Source organism: Ruminococcus sp. (assembly GCF_024691275.1).
Taxonomy (GTDB): Bacteria; Bacillota; Clostridia; order Oscillospirales; family Ruminococcaceae; genus Ruminococcus.
Genome location: NZ_JAILNU010000085.1, coordinates 57,594 through 75,825 on the forward strand (window position 1 = coordinate 57,594; position 18,232 = coordinate 75,825).

Sequence of the window (18,232 nt, forward strand, 5' to 3'; positions counted from 1 at the left end):
TATAAAAATCTTAAAACAATTTCAGCAATATGACCAAAGTCATTCTATGTTTTAAGCGATTTATTCAAATAAATGTAACCGTTCATTTTATATTTTGTTAAAATTCAAGCCATGTATACTATCTGTACACATGGCTATTTATCCGTAAAAATCAATTACTCTTTACTGCTGACTTTTTTCTGAGAAAAACAGCTCTGAAGGTCAGCCCAGATATTAGTCTCACCATATCTCCCGCGAATTTTATCACGGAAAAAGAACGCATATACTGCCCGTATCTGACGGACTTTCTTCTTTTCAGCCGTCCTTCAAAAAACAGATGCGCTTCAAGCAGCTTGTCCATATCCTCGATTGAATATTTATAATACGGTCTGTCCATTTTCACCAGTCCGCTGAGCTCAATTATCTTTGCAGTAAAAGACATACAATTATTGGCTTTGTAGATCCTGAACCCATGAAGGACAGGCATAGTCACCATCGAAAACAGGTTGAACAGCTGCGCCTTGTCGTTTTCGCAGCGTCTTATGAAGCTCAGTATTTCGCTGTAAGACTGATCTGTTACCGACAGTCTGAACACCTTGACCTTAACGTCCTTGTGTTTGCCAAAGGCGTAATAATCGCGGTACTCACGGGTAAATCCCGAATCAAACGGAAAGCTGTGGTATCTCCGCGAATAACTTACGAACTCCGACAGCGACCTGTCAAGACTTACTGCAATATGTGTATAGTCATAATGAGTGAAGCACCTTGCGATGTTTCCTATGCCTGTATACGGACGCACAAGCACGATATATATATCTTTCATTCCTTGTCTTTCTTGTCAAGCCTGTTGAACAGCTTTACTGCCAGTCTTACCATTTCATAGTACATCGGGATCATTGCGATAAGTGTAACGATTTCTATTACCGTGAGCTCCATATCAAAGACCGTGATCTCATTATCCTGAAATATCATACCCATCAGCGCAGCTCCAACATAAGCCAGATGCGACTCGATCGGTCCAAGACGCGGGAACTGGAACTCGTTGAAGTAGATTATGTAGTTCATTATCGTTACATTTATCACACCGTAAAGAGGTGCTGCAAAAGCTGCTATAGCCATGCTGCAATACGGAGTGAGTCCGAACGCAAGTATTATGAAAGTGGAAAAGAGCACGTCTGTTATAAGGTCGAAATATGCGCCTGCCCGTGAAGACATTCCCCTGCTCCTTGCAACATATCCATCAAGATCGTCCGCAATAAGATGTACTGCAACACCTGCTATCGTTCCCAGAAAGAAGATCGGACTTATGTTTGTGCATATGGTGCATATCACAGCAAACAGACCGCCGAGAGCTCCAACAAGAGTAACCTGATTCGGAGTCGCACTTTTAGGTATGCGCTTGCCTATGTGTTTGTATAAAAACTGCTGAAAACCTGTTTCAAGCTTGCTCGGTATGAGCTTTTTAACAGGATTTGTATACTTTTCTGCCATATTAGCCCCCAAATTTAAATAGATTTTTTAGTACTGACTTTATGTAAAAACCATAGTCAAGAAAATCATATATCCCGTCACGCCAGCCTTTTATAAAAAGCTTTGCTAAAAGGATATGATAATACATATAATACTTCTTCACACTCATTTTCGCAGGTCTTGCAACCACATGGAGATAGTCCCAGTGGCTTGGATCCCGTGTGATAAGTCGGCTTTTGTACTGTTCATACAGCTCCGAACTCATTTCAGGAGTAAATATTGAAATTGCTGCGTGTTTAAGATCATGCTTTTTTATCCACTTGTAAATTTTGCGGAAGTCCTTCGCCTCAAAGTCGAGGTCAACAATGAACATTCCCATTATGTTTATTCCGACGCTGTTAAGTATTCGTACAGCCTCGGCATTGATGAGGAGGTCTGTTTTCTTGTTGTAGCTGTCAAGATGCCTGCCGTCGGTAGCTTCAAGACCTGTCAGCACGTAGTAGAAGCCTATTTCTTTCAACTCCTTCATCAGTACAGGTTCGGCAGCAATAAAATCAGCCCTGCCATAGCATACATACCGCTTTTTTATGCCTCTCTGCCGAATAAGCTCGATAAATCTGCGTATCCTTTTCCTGTCAAAAAGAAAATCATCGTCGATAAAATAAATATTATCACATTTTATCGACGCTATCTCATCAACAACGTCCCCGATATCACGAACAGAATACGTACCGCAGTTCATTCTGTTGCGGCAGCAGAAGCTGCATCTGAACGGACAGCTGAAAGAAGTTCTTACATGAGCGCACGGCAGCAGTTCAAGATATCTGTATCTGTCACTGTGCTCATAGAAATACGTCCTGTCTGCGAGGGGAAGCTCGTTTATATCAAACGGAACAGCTTTCCTGATGCACCATCTGTCTCCCCTGTGTATGCAGACGCTGTCTTTTGGTTCCTTTCCTCTCAGGATATCGGCTATATGAAAAATATTGAACGATGTCAGCACAAAATCCACGTATCCGCACAGAAAACGCCTGTAACTGAGCTGCGCATGAAGTCCGCCGATCATCGTGATACAGCCAAGCTCCTTTGCGTCACGGCAGTACTCCTTCATGAACAATTCCTGACGTGTCCTGCCGCAGATATAAACCGCAAAGGGCTTGATCCTGCGGAGCTTCGCCGAAAATGCTTCTTTTTCCACCTGACCGTCCCATATATCGGGTTCATAGCCTTCAGACCTCAGCATAGCATAGATCTGTTCCAGTTCCAGCGGTTCATTTTCGATAACGCCCGAAAAATTATATTTCGTGCGTGATATCTCGGGGTGGACGAGCAGTACCCTCTTATTCTCTTCCATTTTTCAGTTCCTCCGCTATAAGCTCATTATAAGCTATCTTGCCGACCAATGTCTTAGGGAAACTGTTTACGAATCTTATTTCTTTAGGTAGTGCATATGCAGCGATATTCTTGCTTAAAAGCTCCTCCAGCTCCTGACGTGTCCTCTTTTCCGAAGCCCCGTCACTGAGCATAACAAAAGCCTTGACGATCTGTCCGCGCATCTCATCGGGGATACCGACTACAGCACACATCACCACTGACTTGTGTGAGCTTATGACATTCTCGATATTCTGCGGGTAAATATTGTAGCCGTTGGTAACTATCATACGTTTCAGACGCTGGCGGAAATAAACATATCCGTTTTCGTCCATGCTTCCAAGATCACCTGTATGCAGCCAAATTATGCCGTCTTTGTCGGGACTCAGTGTCTCGGCTGTCTCATCAGGCTCCTTATAGTAGCCCTTCATCACCGTAGGGCCGCGGAGGATTATCTCGCCTGTCTCGCCCTGCGGCAGTTCTTCACTGCTTTCCGGGTCGATGATCTTATAAAAGGTATCGGCATAAGGCTTTCCGCAGGTCTCGATATTTGTGCAGTCCTCGGGAGTAAGACAGCTTCCCGTGACACACTCGGTCAGACCATATCCCTCACGCACCGTACACTCACAGCCGTGAACTCTCAGCATATCGTTGAGTTTCTTCTTCGTATTCGGTGAAAGTGAGTCTCCGCCCGATATGACACATTTGATGAAATCGAGCCTTTTTCCTCTGAATCCGTCACTTCTCAGCATCGCCTCATATATAGCAGGAACTCCTGCAATAACATTAGGATAATTCCTGAGTATGAGCTTGTCGAACTCATTGACCTTGAATCGCGGCATCATAACAGCTGTTCCGCCGAACGTAAAGACTGTGTGTATGCACACTCCAAGTCCGAAGCCGTGGAATATAGGCATTACCGATAATACCCTGTCTCCCTTTTCAAGGCAGCCGCAGGCATCAATGCTTTGCAGGGCAAGTGCGTTGAAGTTGAGATTAGTGAGCATTATTCCCTTTGGCTTGCCTGTTGTACCTCCGCTGTAAAGTATTGCTGCACATTCATCGGCTCTGCCGTGAGCATTGATATACCTATCGCATGGTGAAGCCTTTGAAATGAACTCCTTCCAGTCTGTGAAAGCCGACTTTTTATTGTGCTCCCTGATGCTCTTCAGACGGTATCCCGTTTTGTACAAGACAGACATCTCATCGGCAGCCGATACTGTCACTATTCGCTTCATGGCAGTCCTTTCAGCGATATATTCCAGCTTTTCGGAAATAAGATCAATGGCAAAAATGTATCTGCTGTCTGTGAGCGTGATATAATCAAGTATCTCCTTTTCGGCAGACAGAGGGTGGATCATATTTGCAACTGCTCCCAGTTTGTTTACCGCATAAAACAGGTAAACAGCCTGAGGTATATTAGGCAGGCATATTGAAACGCTGTCCCCCTTTCTTACGCCCGCAGCTGCAAGAGCACAGGCGCATCGGTTGACCTCTCGCAAAAGATCACGGTATGAGATTATATTGCCGTAATACTCAACAGCACAAAGACTGCTGTACTCATTTGCACTTTTTTTCAGATGATCGTAGACCGAACAATTCGGATAATCAAGGTGTCTTTTCATTATTTTTACTCCAATCGTCAAAAGAAGTGAGATTCTTTTTCTCTCGTTCACTGTACGGCATCATGCTTTCAAGAAGCCTTGCAATACTATTATAAAGTTCTCTGTTGAGCTCCTCTGCATTTTTTCCGCTCGGCAAAACCGGCTTGCCGATAAGTATCTTCATTGTGCTCCTGAACGGCTTGTATCCGCCGTAAATAGCATACGGAACTATCGGTGATCCTGTACGCACCGACATCACTGCCGCACCATACTTAAAAGGCAGCAGCAGCTCATTTGTATAATTCCGCTTGGCTTCGGGAGAAACATTGACCAGCTCTCCGTCTTTGAGAGTATCAACGGCAGCATTCAGAGCGTCGGGATTATGTGCGCTGTGAAGATCAACAGGTATAGTACCTGCGGCACGGAAAACAAAACCGAAAGGACCGTCATGAAGGTCCTTCTTCGCAAGAGTATGGATAACTCTTCCTGTGCAGATGTCCACAAATAACGGATCGAGCGCATGGATATGGTTTCCTGCTATAACTGCTCCGCCGACAGCGGGGATATTCTCCCTGCCAATAATGACGGGTCTGTAAACAATATGGAACAGAGGCTTGTATATCAGTCTGAATGCCCTGTACAAAACGGTGTTTCCGTATCTCATCGCAGCTCACCCTCAATAGTATACTTTTTATTCAGAAAGACAATACCAAAATACATTGATATCACTCCTTTTAGACCTCATATATTATATCACTTTTGTTCCGCGGTTTCAAGGCGAAAACGGTCTACATATATAATAACATACTTTTTCTCATTTTATAAGATGACAAACGTCACTAAAACAGTGACAAATGTCACTAAGGAAATGACAAATGACACCTTTCTTTTTTTGCATATCAGATGATATGATATAGTCACAGAAGAAAACATGACACTTCACAGAAAGGGTGATCTTTATGACAAACAACGCATATATTGCTTTTATAACATTTTTTATTGTAGCGCTTCCTTTTGTCTTGCCGTTAGTGATACTGAAGCTGTTCAAGGATGACAGTGGTAAAGGCAGCAGCTTCTATAACCTTAACCGTACAGCCGGCAGCAGACAGATACCTAAGATTCCCGAAGTGCTGCCAACTCCTCCCCTTCCAACATATCAGGAATACATCAAGGAACGCAGCTTCGGACGCGAGATCCCGCAGAATGCACAGCCAGATCAGACAAATTCATCTTCCGAAGCTTCCGACGATAACATCACGGACAACACATATGAAATAAACAATGACATATACACTATAGAATCTGATGATCCTGAAATCAGCACAGCAGAAGTCACAAATACAGAAATCCCCGAAATACCTCCCGTTCCTAAGAAAAAGAAGCTCGACATGACAGTGTCAACTATACTGTTTCTTATCGGTACGGCATTTGTAGCACTTTCAGGAATAGCTTTCGGAGTTGCAAGCTGGGTAAGAACTTCTCACGAAGGCAAGGTCGCAATAATCGCAGCAGCTGCTGCAACAGCATTTGTAATAAGCTATATATTCAGCAAAGCACTGAAGCTTTCCGGCTCATCAATATCGTTCTACATTCTTGGCTCGGGCTTTGCTGCAACAGCATTCGTTACCGCAGGCTACTACAAGCTCATGGGCGAATGGCTCTCATTCGGCGGCGGCGGAAGCTTAATGCTCATCGCAGCATCATTCGCACTTGCTGCATTTCTAACGCTCCTCGGAAACAAATTCTATGACAAGCTCCCTCTGTTCTATACATCTCTTTCCGCAGCTACTCTTTCAATGTTTTTCGCAGTTCTTCAGGTATTTGACACTCTCAGAGAATCAGCTCCTGCATTTATCTTATTACAGGCATTCATCACAGCAGCTGTCTGCTTCGGCAATTTTGGCAAGGGCACAAAATACGAACTCCCGATAAGAAGAATAGGTATCGGCGCATCAATATTCTACGGCGGATTTGCAGTATCCTATACGATCAACAGAATAATCACTCCCGACTTCACAAGCTACTTCTGCATAATCGCTATCATTGTTCAATTGCTTTTCTACGGCATAAAGAACAAGAAACCGTCTCTTATATCCGCAGAAGCCGTTCTCAGCATCGTACTCTCAGCGATGATATCAAACTCGATCACTGAAACAGCTCCCGACAGATATTTCGTTATCTCATTCAGCATCTTGGTTATGCTCGTATTCGCTATGCATCGCTTTATCCCTGCAATGAACAACACTTTTACAGAGCTGCTCACTCTTTTCGTAACGCTCGTAAATTCTTTTGCCTGCCTTACAAATACAGCTCCCGGAAAATTCGTTCCCGAGCTGGTCATCTGTGGTATCATCTCCGTTATCCTCGCATCATACGTGTTCCACAAGAACAACGGCGTACAATTCACAGCAGGCATCATATCACCGATCATTCCTGCTATGATCGCATGGAACGCTTCTTACTGTATAAAAAGCACATATCACATCAAGGATGTCGCTGCACTTAACTCGATATGCTGGGGCATACTCACACTCATACTCATCGGTGTAACAGCTGCTCTTATATACCTGCCAAAGCACGACTTCAATAAAGGATTTCTCGCAGACGGTATCCTCCACGCAAATATGATAGCATCAGGCATAATACTCATTGCAGTTCCCGAATACAGCGCAATGATATTCATACCTCTGGCAATGTGCCTGCTCCACTTCGCAGTTTCAGACAAGATGAAATGCAATTATACAGCTGTTCTCTCAGCAGTAGCTTTCATAAAAATCTGGGAAGCCGTTGCATCTGAGCACTTCGGCGGCAATGAGCTCTTATACGATCTCGTTATGCTTGCAGTTCTCTTGCTCTATATCATCATCTCAAGAGTTATTTACTCTGACGGAGTATTCAGATCAAATGATGACAGGACTGTCATAGACCCGCTGTTCGCTGCTTCATGGCTCATAGTATTCCCGATGTTCGGCAATACAAGAACTGCTCTTTTCTTCTCCTTCATGTCATTAGCTATCGTATGCGTCGGCTTCATAAAGAAGAACACAAAATACGAAACAGCATCATTTCTTCTCACCGCAGCAACTGTCCTCACAGCATTTGCCTTCCTCACACGTCCGTTCCTTATTCCTGAAAATAAGGCCGTATCCAACAAGATCACAATTGGCATAATCTGTCTCGCAGGCGTTATCTGTCAGATCATATGGAGAAAATACAAGGAAGAAGCAAAGAAATTCGCTAATATCGTCTACATCTTATCGTTCATATCTCTGGTATTCGATGTAATGCACTATGATACAGCTGCAAATACTATATTTGTAATGTCAGTAATGCTTCTTGCACTTGTAATATCAATAATGACAAGATCAAAGACATGGTTCATAACATCATCGGCTTCTCTCTTTGTCATCACAGTATTCGCAACAAGAGCTTTCCTCACAGCACTTAACTGGTGGATATATCTCTTCATTACAGGCATAATCCTTATATCTCTCGCTGCAATGAATGAATACTGCAAAAAGAACAATGAGACACTCAAGAGCACTGTCGCTAAAAAATTCGGCGGCTGGAACTGGTAATTTTTTAAAACGCTTCGCACTTCTGCGAAGCGTTTTTACTTCAGGCTGCAAATATTTTTGCCATCTTTTGTTGATTTATGTTCAATAATATGCTATAATGAATGCGAAAGCCTTCATTATAATTGATCTAAAGCCCTTGCATATACGCAGATCAAAGATCTGCTCCCTGCGATCGGGCAATCATATCATAAAGCTTCGATTATATTTACTATATTATTCTGCATAGGAGTTATTTTATGGCAGCAAATATTGTCTCCGCAATACTTCTCTTCCTTGGTATGTGCGGAATGCTCATATCTATTACGTGGATACTGAAACGCGGCAACAGCAACCAACTCACCTACCTTTTTATAAGCTGTCAGCTTTCTATCGTCTTATGGCTGATATCTCAGCTGCTTATCCTTTTCTCGTACACAAAAACACAATTCTGGATAAGCTACATAATCGGAAATATCGGAATAAGCTTTTTCGCCCCCCTATGGCTGATGCTCTCTGCGGAGTACGTAAGCCTCGGCAAACGATTAAAGAAAATTCTGAAACTTCTTCCACTTGTGGCTTTTCTTTCCATAGGACTGATAACCACCAATCCCCTGCACTTCCTGTATTACTCTTCATTTAAGGCAGGCAGCGTTGAGTACGGACCGTTTTTCTATTTCTTCCAGTTCATATACTACGTATGCATAATCACAGGCATCACAATGATATGTCTTCAGGATACAAAGAGAGCCTCCAGCATCAGTATGCAGTCCATACTCCTCATTCTTTCGGCTGCGATCCCCCTCGGAATAAACACTCTTACCCTGACAGGCATTCTCAAATCAAAGATAGAACTCACACCACTCTTCTTCGGAGTATCCAGCATTCTCATAATAATCGCTCTCGGAAGATACGGACTGCTTAACATCAACAGTATCGCTATCCAGGACACTATCACCAACATCAACAGCGGTGTTGTCATCTTTGATATAAACGGCAGGCTCACTTACAAGAACAAATACGCTGAGGAGCTTTCGATACTCAAAAACGTCAAGACCTCTGACGATTTCATCAGCTCTATGTCCGAGATCAGCGGAACTGCTATAGACAGCGACTTTTCTTCGGCTGAGATCAAACTCGGCAGCGAATACTACAGCCTGAAACAGACCCACTGCTCAAACAGCCGCGGCAATAAGGTCGCAAGAGTTATAACCATAAGCAATGTCACAGAGTACCACGAACTTGTTTCAGCAGAAAAAAAGCTCAGCCTCGAACAGGAACGCAACCGTATCGCTCAGGAAATGCACGATTCGGCAGGACATACCTTCACTATGATAAGCTCACTGGCAAGACTGCTGAAATATGAAACGGAGCAGAAAACTCCTGATATGAGCAAAATGCTGGAAAATATCTCGGAGATAGACAGGCTTTCAAGAAGCGGCGTTACACAGCTCAGATGTACCATAAACAATCTCCGTGATGACGAATTCATGACCTCGATCACAAAGGCTGTGCAGACGGTAACTACCGCTGTGAGAGGCGTTGAAACAGATGTCTGCGTTCAAGGCAGCGAGGACAGCCGCTACAGCTTCTGTATAAGAGAGATGTACGACAACTGCCGCGAGACCGTAACAAATGCCCTGCGTTACTCCGAAGCTACACGCATAGATATAATCCTTAAATTTCTCAGCGACCGTGTTGAGATGTATATTCTCGATAACGGCAAGGGCTGCAAGAATATTTCCGAGCATAACGGTCTGAGAGGAATACGCGAGCGCACAGAAGCTCTCGGCGGCACGGTGCGTTTTTCGTCGATAAAAGGCGAAGGATTTAATACAATGATAAAAATACCATTAAAAGAGGTGGCACAATGATAAATGTTATATTGGCAGATGACGTAAAAATTCTCCGCGAAGGTCTGAAAAGCGTCCTTATAGGCGATGAAGACATCAACGTTGTCGGTGAAGCAAGCAACGGAAAGGAAGCCTATGAAATGAGCGTCAGACTCAAGCCTGATGTAGTCCTTATGGATATGAGAATGCCGGACTACGACGGCGGCTACGGCACACGCAGGATAAAGGATACTCTCCCTGACGTAAAGGTTCTGGTACTCACCACGTTCGATGACAAGGAAACCGTTGACAAGGCTATATCAAGCGGCGCAGACGGATATCTCCTGAAAGAGATGGATCACAGCAAGATAATCAACTCCATCAAAGCAGTTGCAGGCGGCATCAATGTTTTCTGTGACAATATCTTCCGCTCAATAAAACAGGACGTTATCGTTCAGCAGGATGCCAAGAATTTCGACCTTACCGACCGCGAGATAGATTTTCTCCGCCTTATATGCGAAGGCATGGACAACAAGGAGATAGCTTCAAAACTGTTCCTTGCCGAGGGAACTGTCAGGAACGGTGTGTCACGTCTTCTCGTTAAGCTGAACCTCAAAGACCGCACACAGCTTGCAGTTTTTGCTATCAAGAACAACATAATATAAGAAAAACGGAAGGATATCCCTTCCGTTTTATATTTTCCCCCTTGCATTTCATTTTCATTTGTGGTATAATACCGATTGGTTCAATCAATTTTATTTAAGGAGCGAAATATGAGTAATTTCAGAAAACAGCATATGTCCATCGAATGGCATGACATTGTTGACAGCGAAAGCGCTGAGCCTGCTATCAATGCCTCGCTCAAAGAAAAAGCCACTCTTGTAGGCAGAGTAGGACTGATGATGCTGTCTGTGGGTACAGGAGCATGGCGCGTAAGAGCTTCCATGAACAAAATATCACGCGCCCTTGGCATAACGTGCAATGCCGATATAGGACTCCTTTCAATTGAGTACACCTGCATCGGCGACGGAGAAACGTTTACAAACGCTATCTCTATAAATACTACAGGCGTTAATACCGATAAGCTCAATGAGCTGGAACATTTCGCGGACGGTTTCGCAGAACGCGTGAATAAATATTCAGTGCAGCAGTTCCACATGATGCTTGACAAATTTCAAGAAATGAAAGGCAACTACAAAGCATGGAACTTAGGTCTTGCGTCGGCACTCGCCTGCTGTGCCTTCACATTCCTGCTCGGCGGAGGCATAGTCGAGATGATATGTGCTTTTTTCGGTGCAGGTGTCGGAAACTATGTGCGAAAGAAGCTGCTCGAAAAGCATATAACTCTTTTTGCGAATGCTGCTGCGGGAGTAGCCTCAGCCTGCTGTACTTATGTGCTGTGTATAAAGCTTGCCGAAATGCTCTTCGACGTATCCGCAGTACATCAGGCAGGATACATATGCTCCATGCTGTTCGTTATCCCAGGATTTCCTCTGATAACGGGTGGTATAGACCTTGCCAAGCTTGATCTGCGTTCGGGCCTCGAACGTGTGACATATGCACTCCTCATCATACTTGTGGCAACGCTTACAGGCTGGGTAAGCGCACTGGTGTTCCGTTTTCACCCGCAGGACTTTGAAGCTTATGAGCTTTCACCTCTGCTCAAATTCGCAATAATAATGGCAACGAGCTTCTGCGGAGTATACGGATTCTCACTTATGTTCAACAGCAAGCGCAAAATGGCTGCCCTTGCGGGAGTTATCGGAATGATCGCCAATACTCTCAGGCTTGAACTGATAGAGCAGCTCAACGTCCATGTGGGTCTGGCAGCATTCATTGGCGCTCTCTCCTCAGGACTTCTCGCATCTGCTATACACCACTGGATAGGATATCCGAGAATCACTCTGACAGTACCTTCCATAGTAATTATGGTACCCGGAATGTTCATGTACAAAGCAATATACTACATCGCCCTGAACGACATCGCAACAGGCGGTCTCTGGCTCACAAAGGCAGTACTCATAGTAATGGCTCTGCCGCTGGGACTTATATTCGCAAGAATACTCACCGACAAGAATTTCCGAAAGAGCAGCTGATAAAAGCTCACCCCGAAACGGTTTCAAGCAACTGTTTCGGGGCTTTATTATTTCATTCGGTTTATCTCATTCTGCAAATTCTCCAGAAATTTTCCTGCATGAGCGCCGTCCATTTGTGTATGATGGAACTGAAAAGATATTGTCAGATAGTACCTGAAACACTTCTTTTTGTAACGTCCCCATATGATAAACGGATTATTGAAAATACCGCTGTACATTCCCACCGCACCGTCGATTTCGGTATCTATTATTGCAGATGTGCCGATCACCATGCAATTTTCAGACAGATCTCTGTCCTGACAGCTCTCGGCAACCTGAGAAGTGTATTTGAGATACTCCTTATTAAATGCTTTAAGATCATCGCTGAAAAGAATATCACATGAGTTTACTTCTCCATTTTTATTTTTTACGATAGTATTCACTGCTATTGAGTCATATTGCATCAGCTTTCCGCCAACAGGAAGTATATAAAACTCCTTTACAATGACTGCGGCTTTTCCTATGCAGTGATCCATAAGCATATTGAACTTCATGCCTTTTCGCTTGCTTACTCTCACAAGAGCAGTCACATCAAGAGTTTTGAAAAAAGTTACCATAGGATTCGGAGCTTTCATCCATAACTCAAACGCCATAGCTCTTGACGAAGTTTTCGGGTCTATTTCTTTTTTCATCGTTTTTTCCTCGTATCATAATTTATTGTAGTTCTATCATAACCCATACGGCTTGATATGTCAATAGAAAAGCTATGGTACACCTGCTGAGAGCATAATGTACCATAGCTGTATTTTTATCTTCTTTTGTTCTTTATATTTTACAGATTTTCGTTTTTGAGAGCATCTATCGGGTTATCATTTTTTATCTTGCTCATTGAGAACATCATTGTGGAGAATACCACGATGAATACACTAAGCACTGAAATGCCGATAGCCTTTACAGGAATTACGAATTCCGTATCTATACCATTGTTTACAGCACGATAGATAAGAACTGTTACACCCAGCGATGCAGGAAGTCCGTAAAACAGCGCCTTTGTGCCGTACATAACGCACTCGAAATTGAGCATTTCTCTCATTCCCTTTGCAGTCATTCCCACTGATTTCAGCATTGCAAACTCTCTGCGTCTGAGGCTGATATTAGTGGTTATGGTATTAAATACATTAGCAGCAGCGATAAGTGAAATGAGTACTATGAATCCGTAAGCGAAGACCTTGATGATTATGACCATGCTGCGGTCTGATTCTACAGATTCAGCATAATTATAGAAGTCATAGTTGACGATACCGTCTGCTTTAAGCATTTTCTGTACTTCTTCAAAACCTCTTAATACATCGTCAGAGTTTATGGCATAGTTATAAATATTGCAGTTATACTCATCAATATGATCTCCGCAGACTTCCTTCATAACACTCATAGGATAAATGATCGAAGGGTAATCATTGTTCATGAATGACGGAATTTTGTCTGTTACATATCCCACATGGAATACTGCCTCTTCGCTGCATTCTTCATAGGGTATCTTTTTGATATCCTCATAGTCGCTGCCATCAGAATACTCAGAATAATACAAAGCATTTCCCTGATCATCTATACTGTCAAAATAATAGCCCTCTATCTCATCATAAAAATATGTAGATATATCAAATTCGTTTCCCTTGAAAAACTTAAACCGCTCCATACGTTCAGTTAAAGGATTGAATTCTATGCAGTTATCTATAATTATGGCTTTTGGTGCATTTTTATCCATGAACTCCTCAGCGTTCAGTCCGCAGTCACCTGTGTACTCGATGAAAGCTTCATCATTTACGAATAAGATACTCACATAAGGAATAACTTTTTTATCTGTCTCAGGTAATCTCGAATTAAAATTATACTTATTATACTCTTCAAACAGCGTATAAATTTCCGGTCTGAGATTACTCTCATCAGTTAGAACGTTTTCATTTGTCGCGTGATAATAAGCGGCTTTCGTGATATGTTCTGTGTTCATTATGTTTTCGAGAATTTCATTAGGATCAAATTCGCTGTTATTATATTTCTTGTCCTGGAACAATGAAAGCTCGTAATCCATTCCTCTTATGTCGCGGGAATCATTTACTGCACTAACAAGATAATCAGTGAACGAAAAAGCCGAAACGAAAAGAACTATGCTCATGAAAAGGCTGATTATAGTGGAACGGTACTTCTTTTTGCTGCGCTTGAAGTATTTATGAGCAAGAACGCCAGAGATTCCAAAGAATTTATAAATGAACTTTGGTGTCTTTATATGCTTTTTCTGTTTGATATCAGTATTCTGGCGGATTGCTTCGACAGCTGTTATTTTTGTAGCTCTCTTGGAAGGTATCCATGCAGATATCCTTATGGTGATAAATGCGATGATTATTGCCGCAATTATGGCAACAGGCGAAATGCATATACGCATAGGCTCGCGGTATGATTCATCAAGGAAATAGGCAAATCTCTTGCCGATAGCAAGGAATGTTATCCACATACCGACGATGCCAAGAAGTATTCCGAGGGGGATACCTATAAGGCTTACTACAAAAGATTCAAAACGCACCATCTTTTTGAGCTGCTTATTTGTAGCTCCTATCGACGAGAGGATACCGAACTGCTTTGTTCTCTCTGAAACAGAGATAGAGAATGCGTTATATATCAGCATTATCGAACCAAACATGATAAGTCCGATAACGATAGCACCAAGTTGAAGCACAACATCATAAAAGCTTCCGTATTTTGATATGCCAATGAACATCAGCAGCTCATTATGAGTCTCACCGCCAAGGTGAAGCTCTTTCATAAAGTCGTAAATATCTCTTGTTTCCTTCATGGAGTAATATATATCCACAATGTCATCATCTGAACATTCATCAGGCACAGTCAGAGCTGTATATCCCGGGCAATGATACTGCTCAAATTCAGGGCGCTCATAAGTTCCGACAACAGTATATTCTCTTGTCTCCCTGACATCGAGAGTTTCAGCAGTTACTGTTTCATACCTGTCCTCATACTCATCACTGTCACTTTTGGGATCATCGACCTCAACATCAGTTGCCCACAGTCTTTCCTCTGCATCAAGGATAATCCCATCATAATAAGCACTGCTGCCGCTGTCAATGATATCATACTCTCTGGCTTTTTTTATATCAGGGTGTCTGTCGCCTACGGCAAGCTTCAGTTTATCACCTATCTTATATATAGCACCGCCGTTTTCGGCAAGGTGGTCAGGAAGTATTATCTCGCTGCTGTTTTCGGGGTATCTTCCCGATGTAAGGTGAACAGGCATAAGACCGTCACTGCTCTGCCTGAAACCAGATATATATAGATACGGCTTATAGTTGTTCTCGCTTTCTATCTCAGCAAAGCCGATATAACTGAGATAACCCGAATCTCCCACCTTATCCGAAGCCTCGATCTTCTTGTACATTCCGTAATCGGAATGCGCCTCATGACCGTGCCAGCTTCCGTCTGTAAATTCAAAATACTTTATGGCATACTGTCTTACAGAAGCAAAAGAAGTAGTTACCGCACAGACAAGAGCTGTTGAGAGCATTATGCCGATAATAGTAACTATGGTGCGCGTCCTGTTCTTTTTAAGTGACTGAAGCGTTACCTTATTGAATACATTCATCTGCGTATCACCTCATCACGAGTTATCTTTCCGTCCTCAATGGCAAGTATCCTGTCAGCCTGAAGAGCGATATTCTCATCATGAGTGATAATAATGAGAGTCTGGTTATACTTCTGGTTCGAGAGCTTCAGGAGCTCTATTATCTCCTGACTGTTTTTGCTGTCAAGGTTGCCTGTCGGCTCGTCTGCAAGAACTACCGCAGGAGCATTCATCAAAGCTCTGCCGATAGATACTCTCTGCTGCTGACCTCCCGAAAGCTGATTTGGAAGATGCTCCTCACGTCCTTCGAGTTTCAGAATGCTTAGCAGTTCCTCAAGGCGCTTCTCGTTGACCTCCTGACCGTCCATGAGAACAGGAAGTGTAATATTTTCCGTAACATTGAGCACAGGGATAAGATTATAGAACTGGTATATCAGTCCGACCTGTCTGCGGCGGAATATAGCGAGCTGTTCATCGTTCTGAGCATAAATGTCATTGCCGTCCATAATAACCTTTCCTGATGTGGGCTTGTCAACGCCGCCGATTATATGAAGAAGAGTTGACTTTCCAGAGCCCGATGGCCCGATTATAGCCACAAACTCTCCTTTTTTCACTGAAAAGCTTACATTGTCAAGAGCGCGGACTTCATTTTCACCGCTGCCGTATGTTTTGCAAATATTTTCAACTTTGAGTATGTCCATAGTATTCTCTCCCTTTCCGTGTTATGAGTACATTCTATCATGTCAATATGACTTTACAGTGACTTCAAAATAACAAAAACGTCACAATAGAAAAAGACGGGAAATTTCCCGTCTATATCGTACTTTCATAGAATCTCATTGTGAACATCGCACCGTCTGAAGGAGCATTTTCGGCTTTAAGAGTGCCGTTTTGTCCTGTAACTATCATTCTCGCAAGCGCAAGACCTATTCCAAAACCGCCCTTGTCCTCAGACTCCTTGCCCTTATAGAATCTCTCGAAAATATGCGGCAGATCCTCAGCAGCAATACCGCTGCCGTCATCGGTTATGATTATCTCAGTATACAGCGGATTGTTCTGACCGCTTATATGTATACTTCCGCCGTCGGGAGTATGCTCCATGCAGTTCTTGACGATATTGCCGATCGCCTCGCAGCTCCATGCAACATCACAGATGCACTCGCCGTCAGCTTCGATCTCAAGCTCCTGTCCGCGCAGCTCTATGGGCACACGCACAGGCATACAAGCTTTTTCGAGGAGCTCATTCAAGGCAATAGGCTCTTTGTGGAATTTTATCGTTCCCGCGTCAAGCTTGGACATTTTCAGAAGAGCAGTTATAAGCCAGTCTATGCGTGATAACAGTCCGTAGAGCTTATGCACGATCTGTTCGCGCTTTTCAAATGTCAGGTCAGGCTTTGAAAGCATGGAAACAAGGATATTTATGGATGTGAGCGGAGTGCGTATCTGGTGTGATATATCCGCAAGAAGATCGGCAAGGAACACCTTGTCGTCAAGGAGTTTGGACTGCTGTTCACGCAGACGTACTGTCATCTTGTATATCTCGCTTTGCAGCAGAGCAAGCTCACCCTCAACATAATGATTGATGCTTATATTTTTTTCATTATGGAGTATCTTATTGATATCCGCAGTAAGTGCAGTTATTCTTTTGTATCTCCAAAAGAGCGTCAGTATATGTACTATAATAAAAAGTGCACAGACCGCTGCCGATGGTATAAGCAGCCTTTTGTCAAAGTACCATGCTCCGCCCACAGTCAGGAGCGATATGACGCACATAGCGGTAAATGAACGGCAAACGTCCAGATTTCTGAAAAGCTTAATCATAGATCAACTCTGTACCCCAGTCCTCTCACAGTTTTTATTATAGAAGGATTCTGCGGATCGTCCTCTATCTTTTCTCTCAGTCGCTTTATATACACGGTAAGAGTATTATCGTTCACGAATTCGCCTGCGATATCCCAGATAGATTCAAGGAGCTTCGTCCTTGTCATTACCGCTCCCCTGTTGTTTATGAATACCAACAGAAGTCTGTATTCAAGAGCTGACAGGAAAAGATCCTTGCCGTTTTTGCTTGCAGTTCCCTTTACAGTATCGACCAAAACATCGCCGAGCTGAGTTATCGTGCCTGTGCTTCCCGTAAGCCGCAGAACATTTTTTATACGTGATATAAGCTCACGCGGGCGGAAAGGCTTGGCAATGTAGTCATCAGCTCCCAAGTCAAAGCCCGTAACGGTGCTGAATTCATCACTGGAAGCCGTAAGAAAAATCACAGGCAAACAAGTGCCTGACTTTATAGCTGAGCATACCGCAAAACCGTTTCCATCGGCAAGCGACACATCGAGCAGCACCAGATCAAAAGTCTCGTTTTCGATCAGTTCGAGAGCTTTTGTCTGACCTGTGGCATTTTTTACGCTGAAGCCCTCACTTGTAAGGTATTCGGTAAGGTTTGCAATGATCTCTTTATCATCTTCAACGAGTAATATTCTGTTCAAGCAGGTTCATCTCCGTTCATAGAATCTTTATATATCATATCACAGATCAAGAAAAAATGCAAATATAAAAATCAAAGGCAGTATAAACTGCCTTTCAGCCTGTCGAAAAAGTCCAGCGAAAGCTGGTCTTTTTCGCATTTATGTGGTATAATATAGGAGAAGGGAGCTGAGTAGAATGGTGAGCGAAAACAGAGCGGAACGAAATCAAATGGAAATGTTTTGTATCGACA

General features: G+C 43.2%; 14 protein-coding genes. 4 read left to right on the forward strand and 10 right to left on the reverse strand.

The genetic code is table 11. From position 1 onward, the window contains the following. Positions 1–151: 151 nt before the first annotated feature. The 5 genes from K6G33_RS10345 to K6G33_RS10365 are packed head-to-tail and all read right to left on the reverse strand — an operon-like array spanning position 152 to position 5,088. The gene (locus K6G33_RS10345; protein ID WP_296779117.1) at positions 152–802 is read right to left on the reverse strand and encodes a hypothetical protein; all 651 of its coding nucleotides are present in this window, start codon (positions 800–802) and stop codon (positions 152–154) included. Next, positions 799–1,470, reverse strand: a complete 672-nt coding sequence (locus tag K6G33_RS10350; protein ID WP_296779120.1) for a CDP-alcohol phosphatidyltransferase family protein — start codon at positions 1,468–1,470, stop codon at positions 799–801. Before K6G33_RS10350 ends, K6G33_RS10345 begins: the two co-directional genes overlap by 4 nt. Before the next feature lies 1 nt (position 1,471). Beyond that, positions 1,472–2,803: a radical SAM protein gene (locus K6G33_RS10355; RefSeq protein ID WP_296779123.1), complete on the reverse strand. Its 1,332-nt coding sequence runs from the start codon at positions 2,801–2,803 to the stop codon at positions 1,472–1,474. Further along, positions 2,790–4,445: a class I adenylate-forming enzyme family protein gene (locus K6G33_RS10360; protein ID WP_296779125.1), complete on the reverse strand. Its 1,656-nt coding sequence runs from the start codon at positions 4,443–4,445 to the stop codon at positions 2,790–2,792. Before K6G33_RS10360 ends, K6G33_RS10355 begins: the two co-directional genes overlap by 14 nt. Continuing rightward, complete coding sequence (locus K6G33_RS10365) at positions 4,429–5,088, reverse strand: 1-acyl-sn-glycerol-3-phosphate acyltransferase (protein WP_296779128.1); 660 nt, start codon at positions 5,086–5,088, stop codon at positions 4,429–4,431. Before K6G33_RS10365 ends, K6G33_RS10360 begins: the two co-directional genes overlap by 17 nt. Before the next feature lie 295 nt (positions 5,089–5,383). Between K6G33_RS10365 and K6G33_RS10370 the strand changes: the two genes are divergently transcribed. From K6G33_RS10370 to K6G33_RS10385, 4 genes are all read left to right on the forward strand, one after another. Continuing rightward, positions 5,384–8,002: a hypothetical protein gene (locus K6G33_RS10370; RefSeq protein ID WP_296779130.1), complete on the forward strand. Its 2,619-nt coding sequence runs from the start codon at positions 5,384–5,386 to the stop codon at positions 8,000–8,002. A 236-nt stretch (positions 8,003–8,238) separates the two neighbouring features. Further along, complete coding sequence (locus K6G33_RS10375; RefSeq protein ID WP_296779132.1) at positions 8,239–9,852, forward strand: histidine kinase N-terminal 7TM domain-containing protein; 1,614 nt, start codon at positions 8,239–8,241, stop codon at positions 9,850–9,852. Continuing rightward, the gene (locus K6G33_RS10380) at positions 9,849–10,475 is read left to right on the forward strand and encodes a response regulator transcription factor (protein WP_296779135.1); all 627 of its coding nucleotides are present in this window, start codon (positions 9,849–9,851) and stop codon (positions 10,473–10,475) included. Before K6G33_RS10375 ends, K6G33_RS10380 begins: the two co-directional genes overlap by 4 nt. 108 nt (positions 10,476–10,583) lie before the next feature. Further along, positions 10,584–11,906, forward strand: a complete 1,323-nt coding sequence (locus K6G33_RS10385) for a threonine/serine exporter ThrE family protein (RefSeq protein WP_296779137.1) — start codon at positions 10,584–10,586, stop codon at positions 11,904–11,906. Positions 11,907–11,953: 47 nt separating this feature from the next. Here the strand turns inward: K6G33_RS10385 and K6G33_RS10390 are convergent, their stop codons facing one another. From K6G33_RS10390 to K6G33_RS10410, 5 genes are all read right to left on the reverse strand, one after another. Then, the gene (locus K6G33_RS10390) at positions 11,954–12,577 is read right to left on the reverse strand and encodes a CatA-like O-acetyltransferase, family 2 (protein ID WP_296779139.1); all 624 of its coding nucleotides are present in this window, start codon (positions 12,575–12,577) and stop codon (positions 11,954–11,956) included. Between the two features lie 140 nt (positions 12,578–12,717). Further along, complete coding sequence (locus K6G33_RS10395; RefSeq protein WP_296779141.1) at positions 12,718–15,534, reverse strand: ABC transporter permease; 2,817 nt, start codon at positions 15,532–15,534, stop codon at positions 12,718–12,720. Beyond that, positions 15,531–16,214 (reverse strand): ABC transporter ATP-binding protein, encoded by a 684-nt coding sequence (locus K6G33_RS10400; protein ID WP_296779143.1) that lies wholly within the window; start codon positions 16,212–16,214, stop codon positions 15,531–15,533. Before K6G33_RS10400 ends, K6G33_RS10395 begins: the two co-directional genes overlap by 4 nt. A gap of 112 nt (positions 16,215–16,326) precedes the next feature. After that, positions 16,327–17,334 (reverse strand): sensor histidine kinase KdpD, encoded by a 1,008-nt coding sequence (locus K6G33_RS10405; RefSeq protein ID WP_296779146.1) that lies wholly within the window; start codon positions 17,332–17,334, stop codon positions 16,327–16,329. Beyond that, positions 17,331–18,002, reverse strand: a complete 672-nt coding sequence (locus K6G33_RS10410) for a response regulator transcription factor (protein ID WP_296779148.1) — start codon at positions 18,000–18,002, stop codon at positions 17,331–17,333. Before K6G33_RS10410 ends, K6G33_RS10405 begins: the two co-directional genes overlap by 4 nt. Positions 18,003–18,232 lie beyond the last annotated feature (230 nt).